Origin of the sequence: Streptomyces venezuelae, assembly GCF_008642375.1 — a bacterium.
Lineage (GTDB): Bacteria > Actinomycetota > Actinomycetes > Streptomycetales > Streptomycetaceae > Streptomyces > Streptomyces venezuelae_G.
Genome location: NZ_CP029194.1, coordinates 5407756 through 5424297 on the forward strand (window position 1 = coordinate 5407756; position 16542 = coordinate 5424297).

Annotated in this window: 14 protein-coding genes and 1 tRNA gene; 8 read left to right on the forward strand and 7 right to left on the reverse strand. The window is 72.8% G+C overall.

Translation table 11 applies throughout. The features are described 5' to 3' along the window. Positions 1-37: 37 nt before the first annotated feature. The 6 genes from DEJ46_RS24850 to DEJ46_RS24875 form a co-directional block, all read right to left on the reverse strand. A complete protein-coding gene (locus tag DEJ46_RS24850) occupies positions 38-2140 on the reverse strand; it encodes a protein kinase domain-containing protein (RefSeq protein ID WP_150269780.1) in 2103 nt (700 codons plus the stop codon). 64 nt (positions 2141-2204) lie between these two features. Then, complete coding sequence (locus tag DEJ46_RS24855) at positions 2205-4397, reverse strand: protein kinase domain-containing protein (protein WP_150269782.1); 2193 nt, start codon at positions 4395-4397, stop codon at positions 2205-2207. Positions 4398-4475: 78 nt separating this feature from the next. Next, positions 4476-5444 carry a serine/threonine protein kinase gene (locus DEJ46_RS24860; protein ID WP_411757780.1) on the reverse strand — a complete coding sequence of 323 codons (969 nt, stop codon included), beginning with the start codon at positions 5442-5444 and terminating at the stop codon, positions 4476-4478. Between the two features lie 335 nt (positions 5445-5779). After that, positions 5780-6163: a phage holin family protein gene (locus DEJ46_RS24865; RefSeq protein ID WP_150269784.1), complete on the reverse strand. Its 384-nt coding sequence runs from the start codon at positions 6161-6163 to the stop codon at positions 5780-5782. Positions 6164-6340: 177 nt separating this feature from the next. Continuing rightward, a tRNA-Cys gene (locus tag DEJ46_RS24870) sits at positions 6341-6415 on the reverse strand. A gap of 118 nt (positions 6416-6533) precedes the next feature. Continuing rightward, positions 6534-7283: a helix-turn-helix domain-containing protein gene (locus DEJ46_RS24875; RefSeq protein WP_150269787.1), complete on the reverse strand. Its 750-nt coding sequence runs from the start codon at positions 7281-7283 to the stop codon at positions 6534-6536. Positions 7284-7540: 257 nt separating this feature from the next. Between DEJ46_RS24875 and DEJ46_RS24880 the strand changes: the two genes are divergently transcribed. The 8 genes from DEJ46_RS24880 (at position 7541) to DEJ46_RS24915 (ending at position 15478) form a co-directional block, all read left to right on the forward strand. After that, on the forward strand, positions 7541-8209 hold the full coding sequence (locus tag DEJ46_RS24880; protein WP_150269789.1) for a DUF4097 family beta strand repeat-containing protein: 669 nt from the start codon (positions 7541-7543) through the stop codon (positions 8207-8209). 118 nt (positions 8210-8327) lie between these two features. Then, the gene (locus DEJ46_RS24885; RefSeq protein ID WP_150269791.1) at positions 8328-9293 is read left to right on the forward strand and encodes an ATP-binding cassette domain-containing protein; all 966 of its coding nucleotides are present in this window, start codon (positions 8328-8330) and stop codon (positions 9291-9293) included. A gap of 98 nt (positions 9294-9391) precedes the next feature. Then, entirely contained in the window at positions 9392-10177 is a 786-nt protein-coding gene (locus tag DEJ46_RS24890) for an ABC transporter permease (protein ID WP_150269793.1), read from the forward strand. A 203-nt stretch (positions 10178-10380) separates the two neighbouring features. Then, complete coding sequence (locus DEJ46_RS24895) at positions 10381-11883, forward strand: MFS transporter (RefSeq protein ID WP_150269795.1); 1503 nt, start codon at positions 10381-10383, stop codon at positions 11881-11883. Between the two features lie 33 nt (positions 11884-11916). After that, positions 11917-12114 (forward strand): Arc family DNA-binding protein, encoded by a 198-nt coding sequence (locus tag DEJ46_RS24900; RefSeq protein ID WP_055646260.1) that lies wholly within the window; start codon positions 11917-11919, stop codon positions 12112-12114. Next, entirely contained in the window at positions 12111-12482 is a 372-nt protein-coding gene (locus tag DEJ46_RS24905; RefSeq protein ID WP_055643226.1) for a type II toxin-antitoxin system death-on-curing family toxin, read from the forward strand. The genes DEJ46_RS24900 and DEJ46_RS24905 overlap by 4 nt, the downstream gene beginning before the upstream one ends. A 123-nt stretch (positions 12483-12605) precedes the next feature. After that, on the forward strand, positions 12606-14396 hold the full coding sequence (locus DEJ46_RS24910; protein ID WP_150269797.1) for a DEAD/DEAH box helicase: 1791 nt from the start codon (positions 12606-12608) through the stop codon (positions 14394-14396). A 440-nt stretch (positions 14397-14836) separates the two neighbouring features. Beyond that, positions 14837-15478, forward strand: coding sequence for an IclR family transcriptional regulator (locus tag DEJ46_RS24915; protein WP_017237054.1), 642 nt, complete (start codon positions 14837-14839; stop codon positions 15476-15478). Here DEJ46_RS24915 and DEJ46_RS24920 read toward each other — a convergent pair. Beyond that, positions 15475-16464 (reverse strand): ArsR/SmtB family transcription factor, encoded by a 990-nt coding sequence (locus DEJ46_RS24920; protein ID WP_150269799.1) that lies wholly within the window; start codon positions 16462-16464, stop codon positions 15475-15477. The two genes, DEJ46_RS24915 and DEJ46_RS24920, sit on opposite strands and share 4 nt — an antisense overlap. Between the last annotated feature and the right edge of the window lie 78 nt (positions 16465-16542).

The following is a 16542-nucleotide window of genomic DNA, read 5'->3' on the forward strand; positions in this document are numbered from 1 at the left end:
GGGCGGGGCGGGGCGGGCGCCGCCACGCCCCTCGCCGCTACTGGCCGTAGACCGGCATGGCGTACAGCCGGCCGCCGCGGGCGATGAAGACGCGGTTCGCGTCGCTCGCCAGCTGGTAGGCGCCCTCGTTCTTCATCTTCGCGACGAAGAGACGCTCGTGGGTCTTCTGGTGGACGACCTGGACGTGGGTGTTGTCGGGCGCGTGGACCCAGACCGTCGAGCCCGCCACGGCCGGGGGGTTGACCGTGCCGATGCCCGTGCCGTCCAGGACCTCGTACCACTCCGAGACCGGGAAGTCGATGTCGAGCATGGTCTTGTAGCGGTAGACATTGTATCCGTCGGCCGCGATGACGTGGTCGCCGTCGACGGCCGGTGTGCTCCAGCCCGGGCCCTCGTCGTTCTTGGCCTCCTCGTCCCAGAGGTAGTCGCCGCGGTCGAGGCGGCGGGCGGTGAGCGTGCGGCCGCCGAGGTAGGCGGTGTTGTCGCCGAGCGCGGGGGCCTGACCGTCGGTGCCCTGCTCCTTGACGTCCCACTCCGTCTCGCCGGTCTCCGTGGAGAGCGCGGCGACGCAGCCGTCCCGGCCGTGGATCACGAGCCGCTTCCTGCCCACGGCGGCCTTCGCCGGGCCGAGGGGGGAGCGCGGCGAGGTCATCGGGCGCGTCCAGGCGGTGGCCAGGGTCCAGGCGTCGATCGCCCGCAGCTCGTTGTCCTTCGACACCAGGTAGACGTGGGTGTCGTCGGCGGCGAGGAGGTGGTCGACGTCGTTCTGGGTCTGCCAGACGGGCTTGCCGGTGGAGGCGACGAAGGAGTGCGCGACGCCGTTCTTGTCGACGCCCACGACGAGCCGGCCGGCGACGGAGACGTAACCGGCGGCGGTGTCGATCTCCTTGGCCCGCCACCGCTCCTTGCCCTTCGTGACGGAGAGCGCGAGCAGACCGCCCGTCTTCGCCTGCACGACCACCACGTCCCGTACGGGCAGCGGGAGTTCGGTCTCGTCGACGGCGATGTCGACGGGCCCCCACAGGGGCTTCGGGACCTCGCCGTACGCCGTGTCGATGATCGAGACGAAGGCCGCCTCCGGGGTCGCCACGGCGGGCGGCACATCGGCCGTCGGTGACTTCTCCTCGCCGCGGCCGCTCAGCCACCAGGCCCCCGCCCCGCCACCGGCGCCCAGGACCGCCACGGTCACGGCCGCGCCGGTGAGGAAGCGGCGCCGGGACGGGCTCGCGCCGGGTACGGCGGTCTCCTCGGGGGCCGCCAGGCGCTTCGTGGAGGACTCGCGCCGCTTGATGTCCTCGGCGAGCGGACCCTTGCGCCAGGCGCGGTCGGCGCCCTTCGGCGGGGCGAAGGCCTGGACGACCTGCGGCGGAGCCGGGCGGAACGCCGGGTCCTTCGCGAGGCACGGGCCGATCAGCTCCTGGAGCTCCGGCGGCACCAGGCTCAGGTCCGGGGCGCCGTGGACGACCTCGTACTGCACCGCCGCCACATGGGCGGCGTCGAAGGCGCGCCGGCCGCTCGCCGCGTACGCGAGGACCGCGCCGAGCGAGAAGATGTCGGAGGCCGGTCCCACGCGCTGCCCGAGGACCTGCTCCGGCGCCCCGTACCCGGGGGTGACCGGGATCTGGCCGGTGGTCGTGAGGGTGAGCCCGTGCTCGGGGCGGGCGATGCCGAAGTCGATGATCCGCGGGCCGGTCGAGGTGAGCACGATGTTCGCGGGCTTCAGGTCGCGGTGCACGAGCCCCGCGGCGTGGATGTCGTGGAGCGTACGGGCGAGGTGGGCGGCGAGGGCGCGGACCGTCGGCACGTCCATCGGCCCGTACGCGCGGACGGCGACGTCCAGCGTCGGACCGGCGAGGAACTCGGCGGCGATCCACGGCCGCCCGCCCTCCGTCTGCGCGTCGAGGACCCGGGCCACGCCGTGGCTCGTGACGGCCCGCGCCATGTCGGCCTCGCGCACGAAGCGCTGGGCGAGGTGCTGGTCGTGGGCGAGCTCGGGCCGGAGGACCTTGACGGCCGCGGGGGCGCCGGAGGCGTCCCGGCCGACGTACACCTTGCCCATGCCGCCCTCGCCGAGGACGCCGAGGAGGCGGTACGGGCCGAGCCGGAGCGGGTCGCCGGTGGCGAGGGGCTGCGTGGTCACGAGATGCTTTCCGGTTGGTGGGGACGGTGGGGACGGTGGGGACACTGGGGTCGGGGCATCGGGGTCAGACGTAGGGGATGGCCGCGACGGTCGACGTTCCGGCGCCGATGATGCGGGCCCGCTCCTTGTCGACGACATACCGCGTGGCGTCCGTCGGGAAGACCCAGTCCGAGCGGCGCGTCGCCAGGTCGACCGCGCTCAGACCGCCGCGCACGGGCGCGTACGCGTACTTCTTCCCGATGACCGGCCTGAAGTAGACGTGTGGGGCCAGCGGTCGACTGCCCGGCTCCTCCGCCCAGAACTCGGTGCCCTTCATTGCGTTGACGGCCACGAGTCCCCGGCCGCTCACGTTCGTGTAGACGAGATCGTCCGCGACGGCGGGAACTCCGTAGGCCATGGGGTCCTTGCCTGTGCCGTACTCCCAGGCGACCGCCCCGTCCGTCAGGCGCACGGCGCGGAGGCGGTCGCCGCCCGTGTAGACGTGCCGCTCGTCGGCGGAGAGCTGTCCGGGGACGAACCCGGCGGACTTCTTCAGCGGCAGCCGGCGCTTCCACAGCTGCCGCCCCGTGCGCACGTCCCTCGCCTGGACGAGGAACGAGTCGAGGTCGCCGCTGTTCTTGCCGAGGATCAGGCGGTCACCGACGACCTGGGCGAGCCACGGCCGGACGCCGTCCCATTCGTACGGATGCCGCCATGCCTCCTTGCCCGTGCGCAGGTTCACGGCGAGCAGGTGCCAGCCCACGTTGTCCGCGTCCGGGTCGATCTCCCGCTTGCCCAGGCGCGAGGCGGTGAAGAGGATGCCGCCGACCGCCGTGAGAAGCTGCGTGGTCGTTCCGTCGATGCCCTTCAGCTCGATCGTCCGGGCCGCCTCCTTGCCCGTGCGCGCCGCGAGTGTGCGGATCTTCAGGGCGCCGGGGCCCTCGTAGTTGCCGTCGGACACGTAGAAGTTCGTGCCGTCGGTGGTGATCTGGTGGGGTTCCATGACCCGCGAGTCGGCCCACAGCTCGCTGCCGTCCTTCGTGTCGACGGCGCGGAAGGAGATGGTCTCCGCGAAGCCCACGACATCGGGGCCTGCCAGCAGCGGGGCGATCCTCTCCTCGCGGTCGAGGACGTCGTCCTTCCAGAGCGGCGCGGGCGCGCCGTCGGGTGAGGTCGGGGCAGGGATGGCCGTGGGGCCCGTCGGGGTCGGGCCGGCGCCCGTGGTCGAACCGCCCTCCGTGTCCCGGGAGTTCAGCCACGCCCACACACCCGCGCCCGCCCCCGCGAGGCCGAGGAGGGAGCCGCTGCCCAGGGTGAGGGCGCGGCGGCGGGAGATCGGGGTGCTCGGGGCGGTCTCGGCGAACGCGGCACCCGCCGGGCCCGGCAGGCGGTGCGGGGCGTGGAGCCAGACGTCCGTCGCGCGGCGGGCGATGTCGGCGAGGACCAGCGGGGGGAGGTGGTCCGCGAACTCGCCGTGGCCGTCGTGGAGATGGGCGATGAGGTCGGCCGTGGTGGGGCGGGCGGCCGGGTCCTTGGCGAGGCAGGCCGTGAGGAGCGGCAGGAGCGCCTCCGGTACGCCGCTGAGGTCGGGCTCGGCGTAGCGCACGCGGTACAGGAGGTCGGCCGGGGAGCCCGTACCGAAGGGGCCGTGGCCGGTGGCGGCGAAGACCAGGACGCCCGCGAGCGCGAACACGTCGCCGGCCGGGGGGTGTTCCTCGCCGCTCGCCTGCTCCGGGGACATGAAGGCGGGGGTGCCGGCCGCCGCTCCCGTACGGGTCAGATGGTCGTCGCCGGCCGCGCGGGCGATGCCGAAGTCGATGATCTTCGGGCCGTACGCGGTGACCAGGACGTTCGAGGGCTTCAGGTCGCGGTGGACCACGTCCGAGGAGTGCAGCTGGGCGAGCGCACCGGCGAGCGCGGCGCCGAGCGCGCGGACGGTCGGCTCGGGGAGCGGGCCGCCGAGCGCGACGGCGTCGTCGAGCGGCGGTCCGAGGACGTACTCGGTCGCCAGCCACGGGGTCTCGGCGAGCGGGTCCGCGTCGACGACGGCCGCGCCGTGGCGCGCCCCGATGATCCGCGCCGCGTCCGTCTCCAGCCGGAAGCGGGCGCGGAAGGCGGGGTCGGTGGCGAGCCGGGCGTGCACGGTCTTCAGGGCGACGGTACGGCCACCGGGGGTGCGCGCCAGGTAGACCGTGCCCATGCCGCCGGAGCCGAGGCGGGCGAGAAGGCGGTACGTGGCGACGGCGGCCGGGTCGTCGTGGGTCAGGGGCGACAGCATGAGGTCAGGTCCGTCGGATCGAAGGTGAGGGCGGGGTGACCCGCCGGGTGGGGACGGGAGGCGTGCGGGCCTCGGGTGTCAGGCGCGGGCGGGTGTCGCGTGTTCCGCGGGGCCCGTCTGTTCCGGCAGTCCGGGGAGTTCGGCGGCGAGCAGCTCCGCCGACTGGCGGGCGAGCGCGGCGATCACCCGGCCCGGCAGCCAGCCGGGGGTGAGCAGCACGCCGGCCGAGTTCAGCACCGTGTGGTGCGCGGTCGGCGGTGCGAGCGAGGCCATCAGGGCGGCCGCTGTCGGACGGTCGGCCGGGTCGCGCGCCAGGCAGGAGGAGACCACCTGGCGCAGGGTCGGCGGGAGTTCCTCGCGCTCGGGCACGGTGTGGCCGGTGGCGGCGTACGCGAGGACGGCGCCGAGGGCGAAGACGTCGCCGGGCGGCCGGGGCCGGCCGCCCGAGGCCTGCTCGGGGGCGAGCGCCCCCGCGTCGAGGCCCGGCAGCCCGGTGCGCGGCTCGCCGTCGGGCGCGGCGGCCCGTACGGCGCCGAAGCAGCTCAGCAGGGGGCCGCCGGCGGTGAGCAGGACGGCGGCGGGGGAGACTCCGGCGTGCGTGAGGCCCTGGGAGTGCGCGGCGGCGAGCGCTTCGGCGAGGGCGGCGCCGACGGCCCGGACGGTGGCCTCGGGCAGCGGTCCGCCGTGGACGGCGAGGGCCACGGGGAGCGGGAGTGCGGGGACGTAGGGGCTCGCGTACCAGAGGGGTCCGGCGGGTCCTGCCGGTTCGGCGACGTCCGTCACCGGGGCGATCCACGGGCCGAGGAGGTGCCGGGCCGCGGCCGCCTCGGCGGCGAAGCGCGCCGGGTCGGTGCCGGGCAGGGGAGTGCTCAGGAGGACGGTACGGCCGCCGTCAGGGGTGCGGGCCACGAAGCGGCGGCAGGGGACCGCGGTGCCGGGCGGGTCGAGGCGGGTGATCAGCCGGTACGGACCGATCCGCCGGTCCGGAGCCGTCCGCGCCGCCGCCCGAGCCGGCGCGGAGTCCCCCTGCGTGCGCGACCGTTCCACCGGTGAGTCCCCCTGTCGTCGTTGCTGTCGTCATGACTGTCGTCGTGACTCCAGTCGAGGCGTCCCCGGGGCGAACCGGGGCGGGGCGAGCCTATCGAGACGCTCGGTGGCGGCGGCGGGCTGGGGGCGGGCAGAGGCCGGGAACGCTCGGGGTGTCCGGGTTGCGAAGGTGAATCAGGGATGCGTGCGCGCCGAAGTGGCGTGAACACCCTCCTCCATGCGGGAATTCCCAGCGGGAATTGCCTGCACGCGTGGTGACGTGACGATGATCGCGGTGATTGCCAAGGCAGGGAACGTGCACAGAACTTGCTGAGGCGAATCGGGAACGAGCACCCTCAGTCCTCGGCGATCTCGACCGCCGAGGACATCTGGGACAGGAGGAGGACCGTCGCGCGGGTGATCAGGGCCGCGAGGAGGATCGTCGCGAGGCCCTCGATCCGAAGGTCCGAGAGTTTCGGGCCCAGCCAGGACAGCAACCACCAGATGAGCGCGTCCTGGACGAAGCCGACCGCGCCGAGGGCGCCGAGGACGGGCACCGGTACGCGGCCCGACGGGCCGACGTGGACCAGCTGCGTGAGGACCGTCAGGACGACGGCCGCGACGACCAGTGAGAAGGCGGCGTCGACGGTCTCCGCGCCCAGCGTGATGCCGGGCAGCAGGCCGCCGGCGAGGCCGACTCCGGCGAATATGCCCAGTCTGCGTCTGACTTGATCACTCATGGGCGGACTGTGGCACACGCGACGTGCGCCGGGGAAGGTCCTGAGGGCGGGAGCGTGGAGACCGTGATCGGAATCGGAGCCGACGCAACTCGCTCTGCGGGTCTGTCCCGGCCGGGCGAAAAGTGAGGGCGGCACCCCGGATGGGATGCCGCCCTCACTTTTGCCTGGTCAAGGCGGTGGAGACCGTGGCGGGAATTGAACCCACGTAACTCGCTTTGCAGGCGAGCCCCTGAACCACTCGGGCACACGGTCGTGTTGTGCACTGGTACGACCGTAGGGCGGCGGCCGGGAGGGGCTCAAGGGTTTCCGGGGCCGTGCCATGCGACTGCAACGGGGCTGCCACACCCCGTTCACGGTGAGTCGGGCCCGCTCAGGCGGAAGTGTCGTCCTGCGCGGCTTCCTGGGGCGTCTTCGAGGTCGTGTGGAGGATCGCGCGGGCCTGTTCCGCGGCGCGCGCGGTGCTCTCGCTGACGAAGTCGAGGAAGCGGGCGATGTTCTCGAGGCGCGTGCCGGCCGGCGTGCCGGCGCCGAGGATGCCGACGCCCTGCTGCGCGGTTTCGACGATCTGGGCGGTGGCCCGGGCGCTGGCCATCATCGACTGGTACCAGACGTCGGCGTCGACGGTGTAGCGCTCGCGGCGGCCTTCGTCGCGTTCCCGGCGGACGAAGGCCTGGTTCTCCAGGAAGCCGATCGCCTTGGAGATGGTGGCGGGGCTGACCTGGAGGCGCTGGACGAGCTCGGCCGCGGTGAGGCTGCCCGAGTCGCTGATGCAGAGGCACGCCATCACCCCGGACATCATCTTGGGCATGCCGGACTGCATGAAGACGGTGGTGAGGACCTCCTCGTACTCGCGCACCGCCTCGGGGTCGCGGCCGTGGGCCTGCGGGAGCGCCTCCGGGCTCCGGGGCGCGCTCTGCCTGCTCCGGTGCGCGCGGCGTTCGGTGGCGCGGTGGGCGAGGTCGGCGCGGTAGGAGGTGGGACCGCCGTTCCGCATCACCTCGCGCGTGACGGTCGAGGTCGGACGGTCGAGGCGTCTGGCGATCTCGGCGTAGGCGAGGCCGTCGGCCAGTCCCAGCGCGATCTGCTGACGTTCCTGCTGGGTGAGCCTGCCTCCGGGCATCGCTGTCTCCTTCGTACTCCTCTGATGCCCGCACTATAGCGTTCACTTCCATTTCATTGCAACGCGCGAGCCTTGCTCGTTGCGTTAGAGCTCATGATGGTTGCAATGAAATCTCGGTCTTGACCTGTACTGATGGGGATTTGATGCAACGCAGTTGTTGCTTGAGCTTTGAATGCAACGTAGCGTTTCTCTTGTCGGAAACGGCGCGGACAAGAGTCCGGCAGCCGCCCAGTCCGCAGGAAGCCAAGGAGTTCGACATGCAGTTCCCCGCCACCGCCCCGATCGACGTCGTCCTCGACGTCCCCGCGGGCCACATCCGCTTCATCGCCGCCGACCGGGCCGACGCCACGGTCGAGGTCCTCCCGGCGAACGCCTCGAAGGGCCGCGACGTGAAGGCCGCCGGGCAGGTCGCCGTCGCCTACGCCGACGGTGTCCTGCGGATCGAGGCCGCGCAGCCGAAGAGCAAGATCCTCGGCAGCTCCGGTTCGGTCGAGGTCACGGTCCAGCTCCCCGCCGGCTCCCGCGTCGAGGCGAAGACGGCCGCCGCCGACCTCCGGGGCGTGGGACGCCTCGGAGACGTCACCTTCGAGAGCGCGCAGGGCACGGTCAAGCTCGACGAGACCGCCGCCGTCCGCCTCACCCTCCAGGCCGGAGACATCACCGTCGGCCGCCTGGGCGGCGCCGCGCAGATCAGCACGAGCAAGGGCGACATCAAGATCGCCGAGGCGATGGGCGGCGCGGTCGTCCTGCGCACGGAGGCCGGTGACCTGGAGGTCGGCGCCGCCCGCGGTGTCTCCGCCACCCTCGACGCCGGCACCTCCTACGGCCGCATCAGCAACACCCTCCGCAACAGCGAGGGCGCCAAGGCCGGCCTGAACATCCAGGCCACCACCGCGTACGGCGACATCACCGCCCGCAGCCTCTGACCGCCGCCCGCACGCCGGCAGCGCATGACCGCAGCACCTCACCGCAGCGCATGACCGCAGCACCGCACCGCACCACCTGACCGAGCCAGCCTCTGAAATCCCTGAAGGAGCACTCCCCATGACCGACTTGGCCATCGCGGCGAACGGGCTGCGCAAGTCCTACGGCGACAAGGTCGTACTCGACGGTGTCGACCTGGCCGTCCCCGCAGGGACGATCTTCTCCCTGCTCGGCCCGAACGGCGCCGGCAAGACCACGGCCGTCAAGATCCTCTCCACCCTGGTCGGTGCCGACGCCGGCGAGATCCGCGTCGGCGGCCACGACCTCGCCGCCGCCCCGCAGGCGGTCCGGGCCGCGATCGGCGTCACCGGCCAGTTCTCCGCGGTCGACGGCCTGATCACCGGCGAGGAGAACATGCTCCTCATGGCGGACCTGCACCACCTGTCCAAGAGCGAGGGGCGGCGGGTCGCCGCCGAACTCCTCCGGCGCTTCGACCTGACGGAGGCCGCGAAGAAGCCCGCCTCCACCTACTCCGGCGGCATGAAGCGCCGCCTCGACATCGCCATGACCCTGGTCGGCGACCCGCGGATCATCTTCCTCGACGAACCGACCACCGGCCTCGACCCGCGCAGCCGCCACAACATGTGGCAGATCATCCGCGAACTCGTCTCCGACGGCGTCACCGTCTTCCTCACCACCCAGTACCTGGAGGAGGCCGACGAACTCGCCGACCGCATCGCCGTCCTCAACGACGGCAGGATCGTCGCCGAAGGCACCGCCGAGGAGCTGAAGCGACTCATCCCCGGCGGGCACGTACGCCTCCGCTTCACCGACCCGGCCGTGTACCGGCGCGCCACCCTCGCCCTCGCCCCGGGCGAGGAGCTCAGGGACGACGAGTCGCTGTCGCTGCGGATCCCCAGCGACGGCAGCCAGCGCGAACTGCGGTCCCTCCTCGACCGGCTGGACTCCGCCGGCGTCGAGGCGGACGAGCTGACCGTCCACACCCCCGACCTCGACGACGTGTTCTTCGCCCTCACCGGCTCCAAGGTCCCCGCCCAGCCCACCCGGCCGAACCAGCCCGCCTAACCCGGCCCATCCCTCCCCGTACAGCCCGCCCGCTCAGATCGCCCGCACAACCCGCCCGCACAGCCCACCCAGCCGAACCAGTCCGAGGAGAACGTCCGATGAGCTCCCTCTCCCTCGCCGTGCGCGACTCGTCCACGATGCTGCGCCGCAACCTCCTGCACGCCCGGCGCTACCCGTCCCTGACGCTGAACCTGCTGCTCACGCCCGTCATGCTCCTGCTGCTCTTCGTCTACATCTTCGGCGACACCATGAGCGCCGGCATCGGCGGCGGCGACCGCTCCGACTACATCGCCTACCTCGTCCCGGGCCTGCTCCTGATGACCATCGGCAGTACGACCATCGGCACCGCGGTGTCCGTCTCCAACGACATGACCGAGGGGATCATCGCCCGCTTCCGCACGATGGCGATCCACCGCCCCTCGGTCCTCGTCGGACACGTCGTCGGCAGCGTCCTGCAGTGCGTGATGAGCGTGGTCCTCGTCGGCGCCGTCGCCCTCGCCATCGGCTTCCGGTCCACCGGCGCGACCGCCCTGGAGTGGCTGGCCGCCTTCGGTCTGCTCGTCCTCTTCGCCACCGCCCTCACCTGGATCGCCGTCGGCATGGGCCTGATCAGCCCGAACGCCGAGGCCGCCAGCAACAACGCGATGCCCCTGATCTTCCTGCCGCTCATCTCCAGCACCTTCGTCCCGATCGCCTCGATGCCCGGCTGGTTCCAGCCGATCGCCGAGTACCAGCCCTTCACCCCGGCCATCGAGACCCTCCGCGGCCTCCTGCTCGGCACCGAGATCGGCCACAACGGCTGGCTCGCCGTCGCCTGGTGCGTGGGCCTCACCGTCCTCGGCTACTTCTGGTCGACCTCGAAGTTCAACGGCGACCCGAAGTAGCCGCCGTGACGGCCGCGGGCCGCCTCCCGCACCCCACTCCGCACCCCGCACCCCGCACCGCCCGAGGGCGGCGTACCCCGACACCACGTCGGAGTACGCCGCCCCGTCGGCGTTCCGGGGCGGGTACGGGACCAGAGACCGAGGACCAAAGACCGGTGTCCCTGACAGGGGTCATTCACGGGTTGACCTCTTACTCTGGGGGGATGAGCGCCCTCGAACCCCGCGAGGCCGACGCCGACGTCGACGTCGACGTCGACGTCACCACCGGCCCCGCCCACAGCCCCGGACCCCGTGCCGCACGCGACGACACCAAGGGGTCCGTCCTCGACGGCGACCACAGGGCGCTCAGCATCGGCATCGTCTCCGTCGTCCTGCTCATCGCCTTCGAGGCCACCGCCGTCGGCACCGCGATGCCCGTCGCCGCCCGCGAGCTGAACGGCGTCTCCGCCTACGCCTTCGCCTTCTCCGCGTACTTCACCACCAGCCTCTTCGGCATGGTCCTGGCCGGCCAGTGGTCCGACCGGAGCGGCCCGCTCGCCTCCCTCGCCGCCGGCATGAGCGCCTTCGCCGCCGGGCTGCTCCTCTCCGGGACCGCCGGCACGATGTGGCTCTTCGTCCTCGGCCGGGCCGTGCAGGGACTGGGCGGCGGCCTCGTCATCGTCGCGCTGTACGTGGTGGTCAGCCGGGCCTACGCGGAACACCTCAGGCCCGCGATCATGGCCGCGTTCGCCGCGAGCTGGGTCGTCCCCTCCGTGGTCGGACCTCTCGCCTCCGGCACGATCACCGAGCACCTCGGCTGGCGCTGGGTCTTCGTCGGCATCCCCGCCCTCGTCGTCTTCCCGCTCGCCCTCGCCCTCCCCGCGATACGCCGGACCGCCTCGGGGCCCGCCGACCCGCAGGCGCCCGTCGCCCCCTGGGACCGGCGGCGCATCGGCCTCGCGCTCGCGATCTCGGCCGGAGCGGGGCTGCTCCAGTACGCCGGGCAGGAGCTGCGCTGGCTCTCCCTGATTCCGGCCGCCGCGGGCGTCGCGCTCCTCGTGCCCGCCGTCCGCGGGCTCCTGCCGCGCGGCACCGTCCGGGCGGCGCGCGGCCTGCCCGCGGTGATCCTGCTGCGCGGCATCGCCGCCGGGTCCTTCATCGCGGCCGAGTCCTTCGTCCCGCTGATGCTGGTCACCCAGCGCGGCCTGAGCGTCACCCTGGCCGGGCTCTCCCTCGCCGTCGGCGGCCTCACCTGGGCGCTCGGCTCGTGGATCCAGGCCCGGCCGTGGACGGAGCCGTACCGCGAACGCCTGGTCGTCCTCGGGATGGTCCTCGTCGCCCTCGCGATCGCGGCGGCGCCGAGCGTCCTGATCGCGGCGGTGCCGGTGTGGGTGGTCGCGGCGGCCTGGGCCGTCGGCTGCCTCGGCATGGGCGCGGTGATCTCCTCGACGAGCGTGCTGCTCCTGCAGCTGTCGGCGCCGGAGGAGGCGGGTGCGAACTCGGCGGCCCTCCAGATCTCGGACGGCCTCTCGAACGTCCTGCTCCTCGCGGTCGGCGGCGCGGCCTTCGCGGCGCTGGGCGGCGGCGCGGTCGGCCACGCGGTGACCTCCCACGCGGCGACGGGCTCCCACCCGACGGCCTTCGCGGCGGTCTTCCTGCCGATGGCGGGGGTGGCGGCGGCGGGGGCGTGGGTCGCTACGCGGTTGGGGGAGCCGAAAAGCGCGTGACACCGTGCGGTACCACTCGGTACCATGTGGTACATGGCCGGTCTTAACGTGAGGTTCACCCAGGAAGAGCTGGACGCGCTGCGTGAGCGCGCCGAGGCGGAGGGCCGCAGCATGCAGTCCTTCGCGCACGAGGCGGTGATCAAGGCGATAAACGAACACTCCCGGCTGTTCAACGAGGCGGCCGAGCATGTCCTGAAGGCCAGTGCGGAGCTCAACCGGAGGCTTGCGTGACGTACTTCCTCACGCTCCCGGAGCTCCTGAACCTCGCGGGGCGCCTCGGGGCGAGCGAGGTCCGCGACTACGGTCTGCTGGAGTCCGCCCTGGCCCGCCCGCAGACGAGCGTGTTCGGCCAGGACGCCTATCCCGAGATCTGGGAGAAGGCCGCCGCGCTGATGGAATCGCTCGCGCGCAACCACGGTCTCGTCGACGGAAACAAGCGCATCGCCTGGTATGCGACCTGGGTGTTCCTCCACATGAACGGCCATCCGCTCGACCCCGCGTTCGACGTCGACGAGGCGGAGATGTTCGTCCTGGACGTGTGCCAAGGGGCGCTCGACGTGCCCAAGATCGCAGCGCGGCTGCCGAGGTTCGCACGCTGATCCGGCAGGTGTGACAACCGCCGCACCGGACGAGGTCACGGCCTCGTCCGGCCCCGTTCGCCACAGCCTCACCGGTAAGGTGGCCCGGTTGTCATATCTGGACGAGCGTCGAACCCGGAGATCGTGACTACTACCACCACCTCCTCCCATCACCTCTCTCCCGCCTTCCCCGGCCGGGCCCCTTGGGGTACCGCCGGCAAGCTGCGAGCCTGGCAGCAGGGCGCCATGGACAGGTACCTCCAGGAGCAGCCCCGTGACTTTCTCGCCGTCGCCACCCCCGGCGCCGGCAAGACGACCTTCGCCCTGACCCTCGCGTCCTGGCTGCTGCACCACCACGTGGTCCAGCAGATCACCGTCGTCGCGCCCACCGAGCACCTCAAGAAGCAGTGGGCCGCCGCCGCCGCGCGGATAGGGATCAAGCTGGACCCGGACTACAGCGCCGGGCCGCTCAGCAAGGAGTACGACGGGGTCGCCATCACCTACGCCGGCGTCGGAGTCCGGCCCATGCTCCACCGCAACCGCTCCGAACAGCGCAAGACCCTCGTCATCCTCGACGAGATCCACCACGCCGGAGACTCCAAGTCCTGGGGCGAGGCCTGCCTGGAGGCGTTCGAGCCGGCCACGCGGCGGCTGGCCCTCACCGGCACCCCCTTCCGTTCCGACACCAACCCCATCCCCTTCGTCACGTACGAGGAGGGGAACGACGGCATCCGCAGGTCCTCGGCGGACTACACGTACGGCTACGGCAACGCCCTCGGCGACGGCGTCGTCCGGCCCGTCATCTTCCTCTCCTACAGCGGCAACATGCGCTGGCGCACCAAGGCCGGCGACGAGATCGCCGCCCGCCTGGGCGAGCCGATGACCAAGGACGCCGTCTCGCAGGCCTGGCGCACCGCGCTCGACGCCAAGGGCGACTGGATGCCGAACGTGCTCCGGGCCGCCGACCAGCGGCTCACCGAGGTCCGGAAGTCCATTCCGGACGCGGGCGGGCTCGTCATCGCCTCCGACCAGGACTCGGCCCGCTCGTACGCCAAGCTCATCCGCGAGATCACCGGCACCAAGGCCACCGTCGTCCTCTCCGACGACACCGGCGCCTCGAACCGCATCGACGAGTTCAGCGAGAACACCGACCGCTGGATGGTCGCCGTCCGCATGGTGTCCGAGGGGGTCGACGTCCCCCGCCTCGCGGTCGGCGTCTACGCGACGACCATCTCGACCCCGCTGTTCTTCGCACAGGCCGTCGGCCGTTTCGTGCGTTCACGCAGGCGCGGCGAGACCGCGTCCGTGTTCCTTCCGACGATCCCCAGCCTCCTCGGTTTCGCCAACGAGATGGAGGTCGAGCGCGACCACGTCCTCGACAAGCCCAAGAAGCAGGGCGAGGAGGACCCGTACGCCGAGTCCGAGAAGGAGCTCGCCGAGGCCGAGCGCCAGCAGGACGAGGACACCGGCGAGCAGGACATGCTGCCCTTCGAGGCCCTGGAGTCCGACGCCGTCTTCGACCGCGTCCTCTACAACGCGGCCGAGTTCGGCATGCAGGCCCATCCCGGCAGCGCCGAGGAGCAGGACTACCTCGGCATCCCCGGCCTCCTCGAACCCGACCAGGTCCAGCTGCTGCTGCAGAAGCGCCAGGCCCGGCAGATCGCGCACAGCCGCAAGAAGCCGGACGACGAGGCGGACCTGCTGGAGCTTCCCGCGGAGCGGCGTCCCGTCGTTTCCCACAAGGAACTGCTCGAACTGCGCAAGCAGCTCAACACGATGGTCGGCGCCTACGTCCACCAGACCGGCAAGCCGCACGGCGTGATCCACACCGAGCTGCGGCGGGTGTGCGGCGGACCGCCGAGCGCCGAGGCCACCGCCGGGCAGATCCGCGAGCGGATCAAGAAGGTCCAGGAGTGGGCCACCCGCATGCGGTGAGTTCCCGCATCCGGCGCACCGCCGCCGGATGTCGGTCAGGATGTCACTGAGGCCCGTACGAGTCTGCGCGTACGGGCCTCACGCGTCCCGCGGAACGGGACCCGGCCCGGAGGCAGGCCCCCACGGTCGGCCTCCGAGCACCTTCCACGCCAGAGGCACGACAAAGGCGATCTTGTCAGCCAAAGTCCCTCGTCCGGCCGACGAAGGTCCCGAACCGTCTCTATCCGGTCCCCGACGCCCGGATTCTGGACGAGGTCTTCCGCTGAGCGGAGCGGGTCGCTACTGTCCCGGCTCAAAAGCAATCGCCCCGTGGCAGCGCCGCCGCGGAGCGCAGCCGGTGTACCCCTTCCTGCCGGCGGCCTCTGACGTGCGTCGCCGACGGGACCGGCGTCGCGATCCCGTGAGAGCCCGCCGCCACTCACTCCGAAGGAGAGGGCGTCGTGACCGCGGAAACCTCCCAGACGCTCGACCGGGGACTCAGAGTCCTCAAACTGCTCGCCGACACGGACCACGGCCTGACCGTCACCGAGTTGTCCAACAAACTCGGGGTCAACCGCACGGTGGTCTACCGCCTGCTGGCCACGCTCGAACAGCACGCCCTCGTCCGCCGCGACCTCGGCGGCCGCGCCCGCGTCGGCCTCGGCGTGCTCCGGCTCGGCCGGCAGGTGCACCCCCTGGTCCGGGAGGCCGCGCTGCCCGCGCTGCGCTCGCTCGCCGAGGACATCGGGGCCACGGCCCACCTGACGCTCGTCGACGGGGCGGAGGCGCTCGCCGTCGCGGTCGTCGAACCGACCTGGACCGACTACCACGTCGCCTACCGGGCCGGCTTCCGTCACCCGCTCGACCGGGGCGCGGCGGGTCGCGCGATCCTCGCCGCCCGCCAGGGCTCCCTGATCGAACCCGGCTTCACCCTCACCCACGGCGAGCTGGAGGCCGGCGCGAGCGGGGCCGCAGCACCGCTGGTCGGCGTCACGGGCGTCGAGGGCAGCGTCGGCGTCGTGATGCTCGCGGACGCCGTCCCCGAGCGAGTGGGCCCCCGCGTCGTCGACGCGGCCCGCGAGGTCGCCGACGCCCTGCGTTAGGACCGGTCCAGCGGGTCGACCAACAGCGCGCCCAGCGGTGTCCGGGCGTGGTGGACCGATCTGCCCGTGCGGGTCGTGGTGATCAGGCCCGCCGCGCGCAGGGCCTGGGCGTGGGCCGAGGCCGTCGCGTTGCTGACGCCGAGACGGCGGGCCAGGCCCGTCGTCGTCCTGGCCTCGTCCAGGGCGTGGAGCAGCTCGGCCCGGGTCCTGCCGAGCACCCCCGCGAGGGCCTCCTCGCGCGTGCCGTCGCCGTCCGGGGCGAGCGGCAGGCCCCGGCCCGCCGGGTAGGCGAGGACCACGGGGCACCCCGGCAGGTCCTGGACGAGCGGTCCGCCCCGCCAGTGGAAGGTCGGCAGCAGCACGAGCCCCCGCCCGTCGAGCCGCACGTCCCGGCCGCCCGGGCCGTAGGGGCTGCCGGAGACGCCGGGCCACTCCCACACCCCGTCCCGCAGCCGTGATCCCGGGCCCGCGGCCGTCAGGGCGGCGCCGAGGCCCTGCTCCGCGAGCGTCAGCGCGTGCCGGGTGAACTCCGCCCGGTGCAGGTCCTGGACCAGCGGCCACACCGGGGCCAGGACCGTCTCGTACGCCGCCGCCTGCGCCCGGTCCAGCGTGCGCCACGCCCCGGCGTCCCCGCGGTGCAGGGCGTGGACCCACGACGGCACCGGACCCCCGCCCGCGTACACCCGCTCCAGCTCCGACCGCACGAACTCCGGGCGGCTCGCGCGGATCAGCGCGAAGCCCTCCTCCCGCGTCCCGCCGAGGACGTCGAGGAAGTGCGGGGCCACCCCGCCCGGCACCAGGTCCGCGAGCGGCCCGGCCGCCGCCGGCAGCGCGCGCGACAGTCTGCCCCGCCAGCGCCCGAAGAGCAGTTCCTCGTGCGGTGCGCCCAGCATCATGAGGGCCGCGTGCAGCTCCGGCACGGGCGACGGGCGGGGCGCGAACCGCACCCGTGCGAGGTCGTCCGCCGTGAAGTGGATCCGCAGCACCTGTCCGAACTCCTCGACGTCCGCCTGCCTTTCGGGCCTGGCCTGAACCTTCGCGCGCGGCCCCGCCCCGCCCAAGGA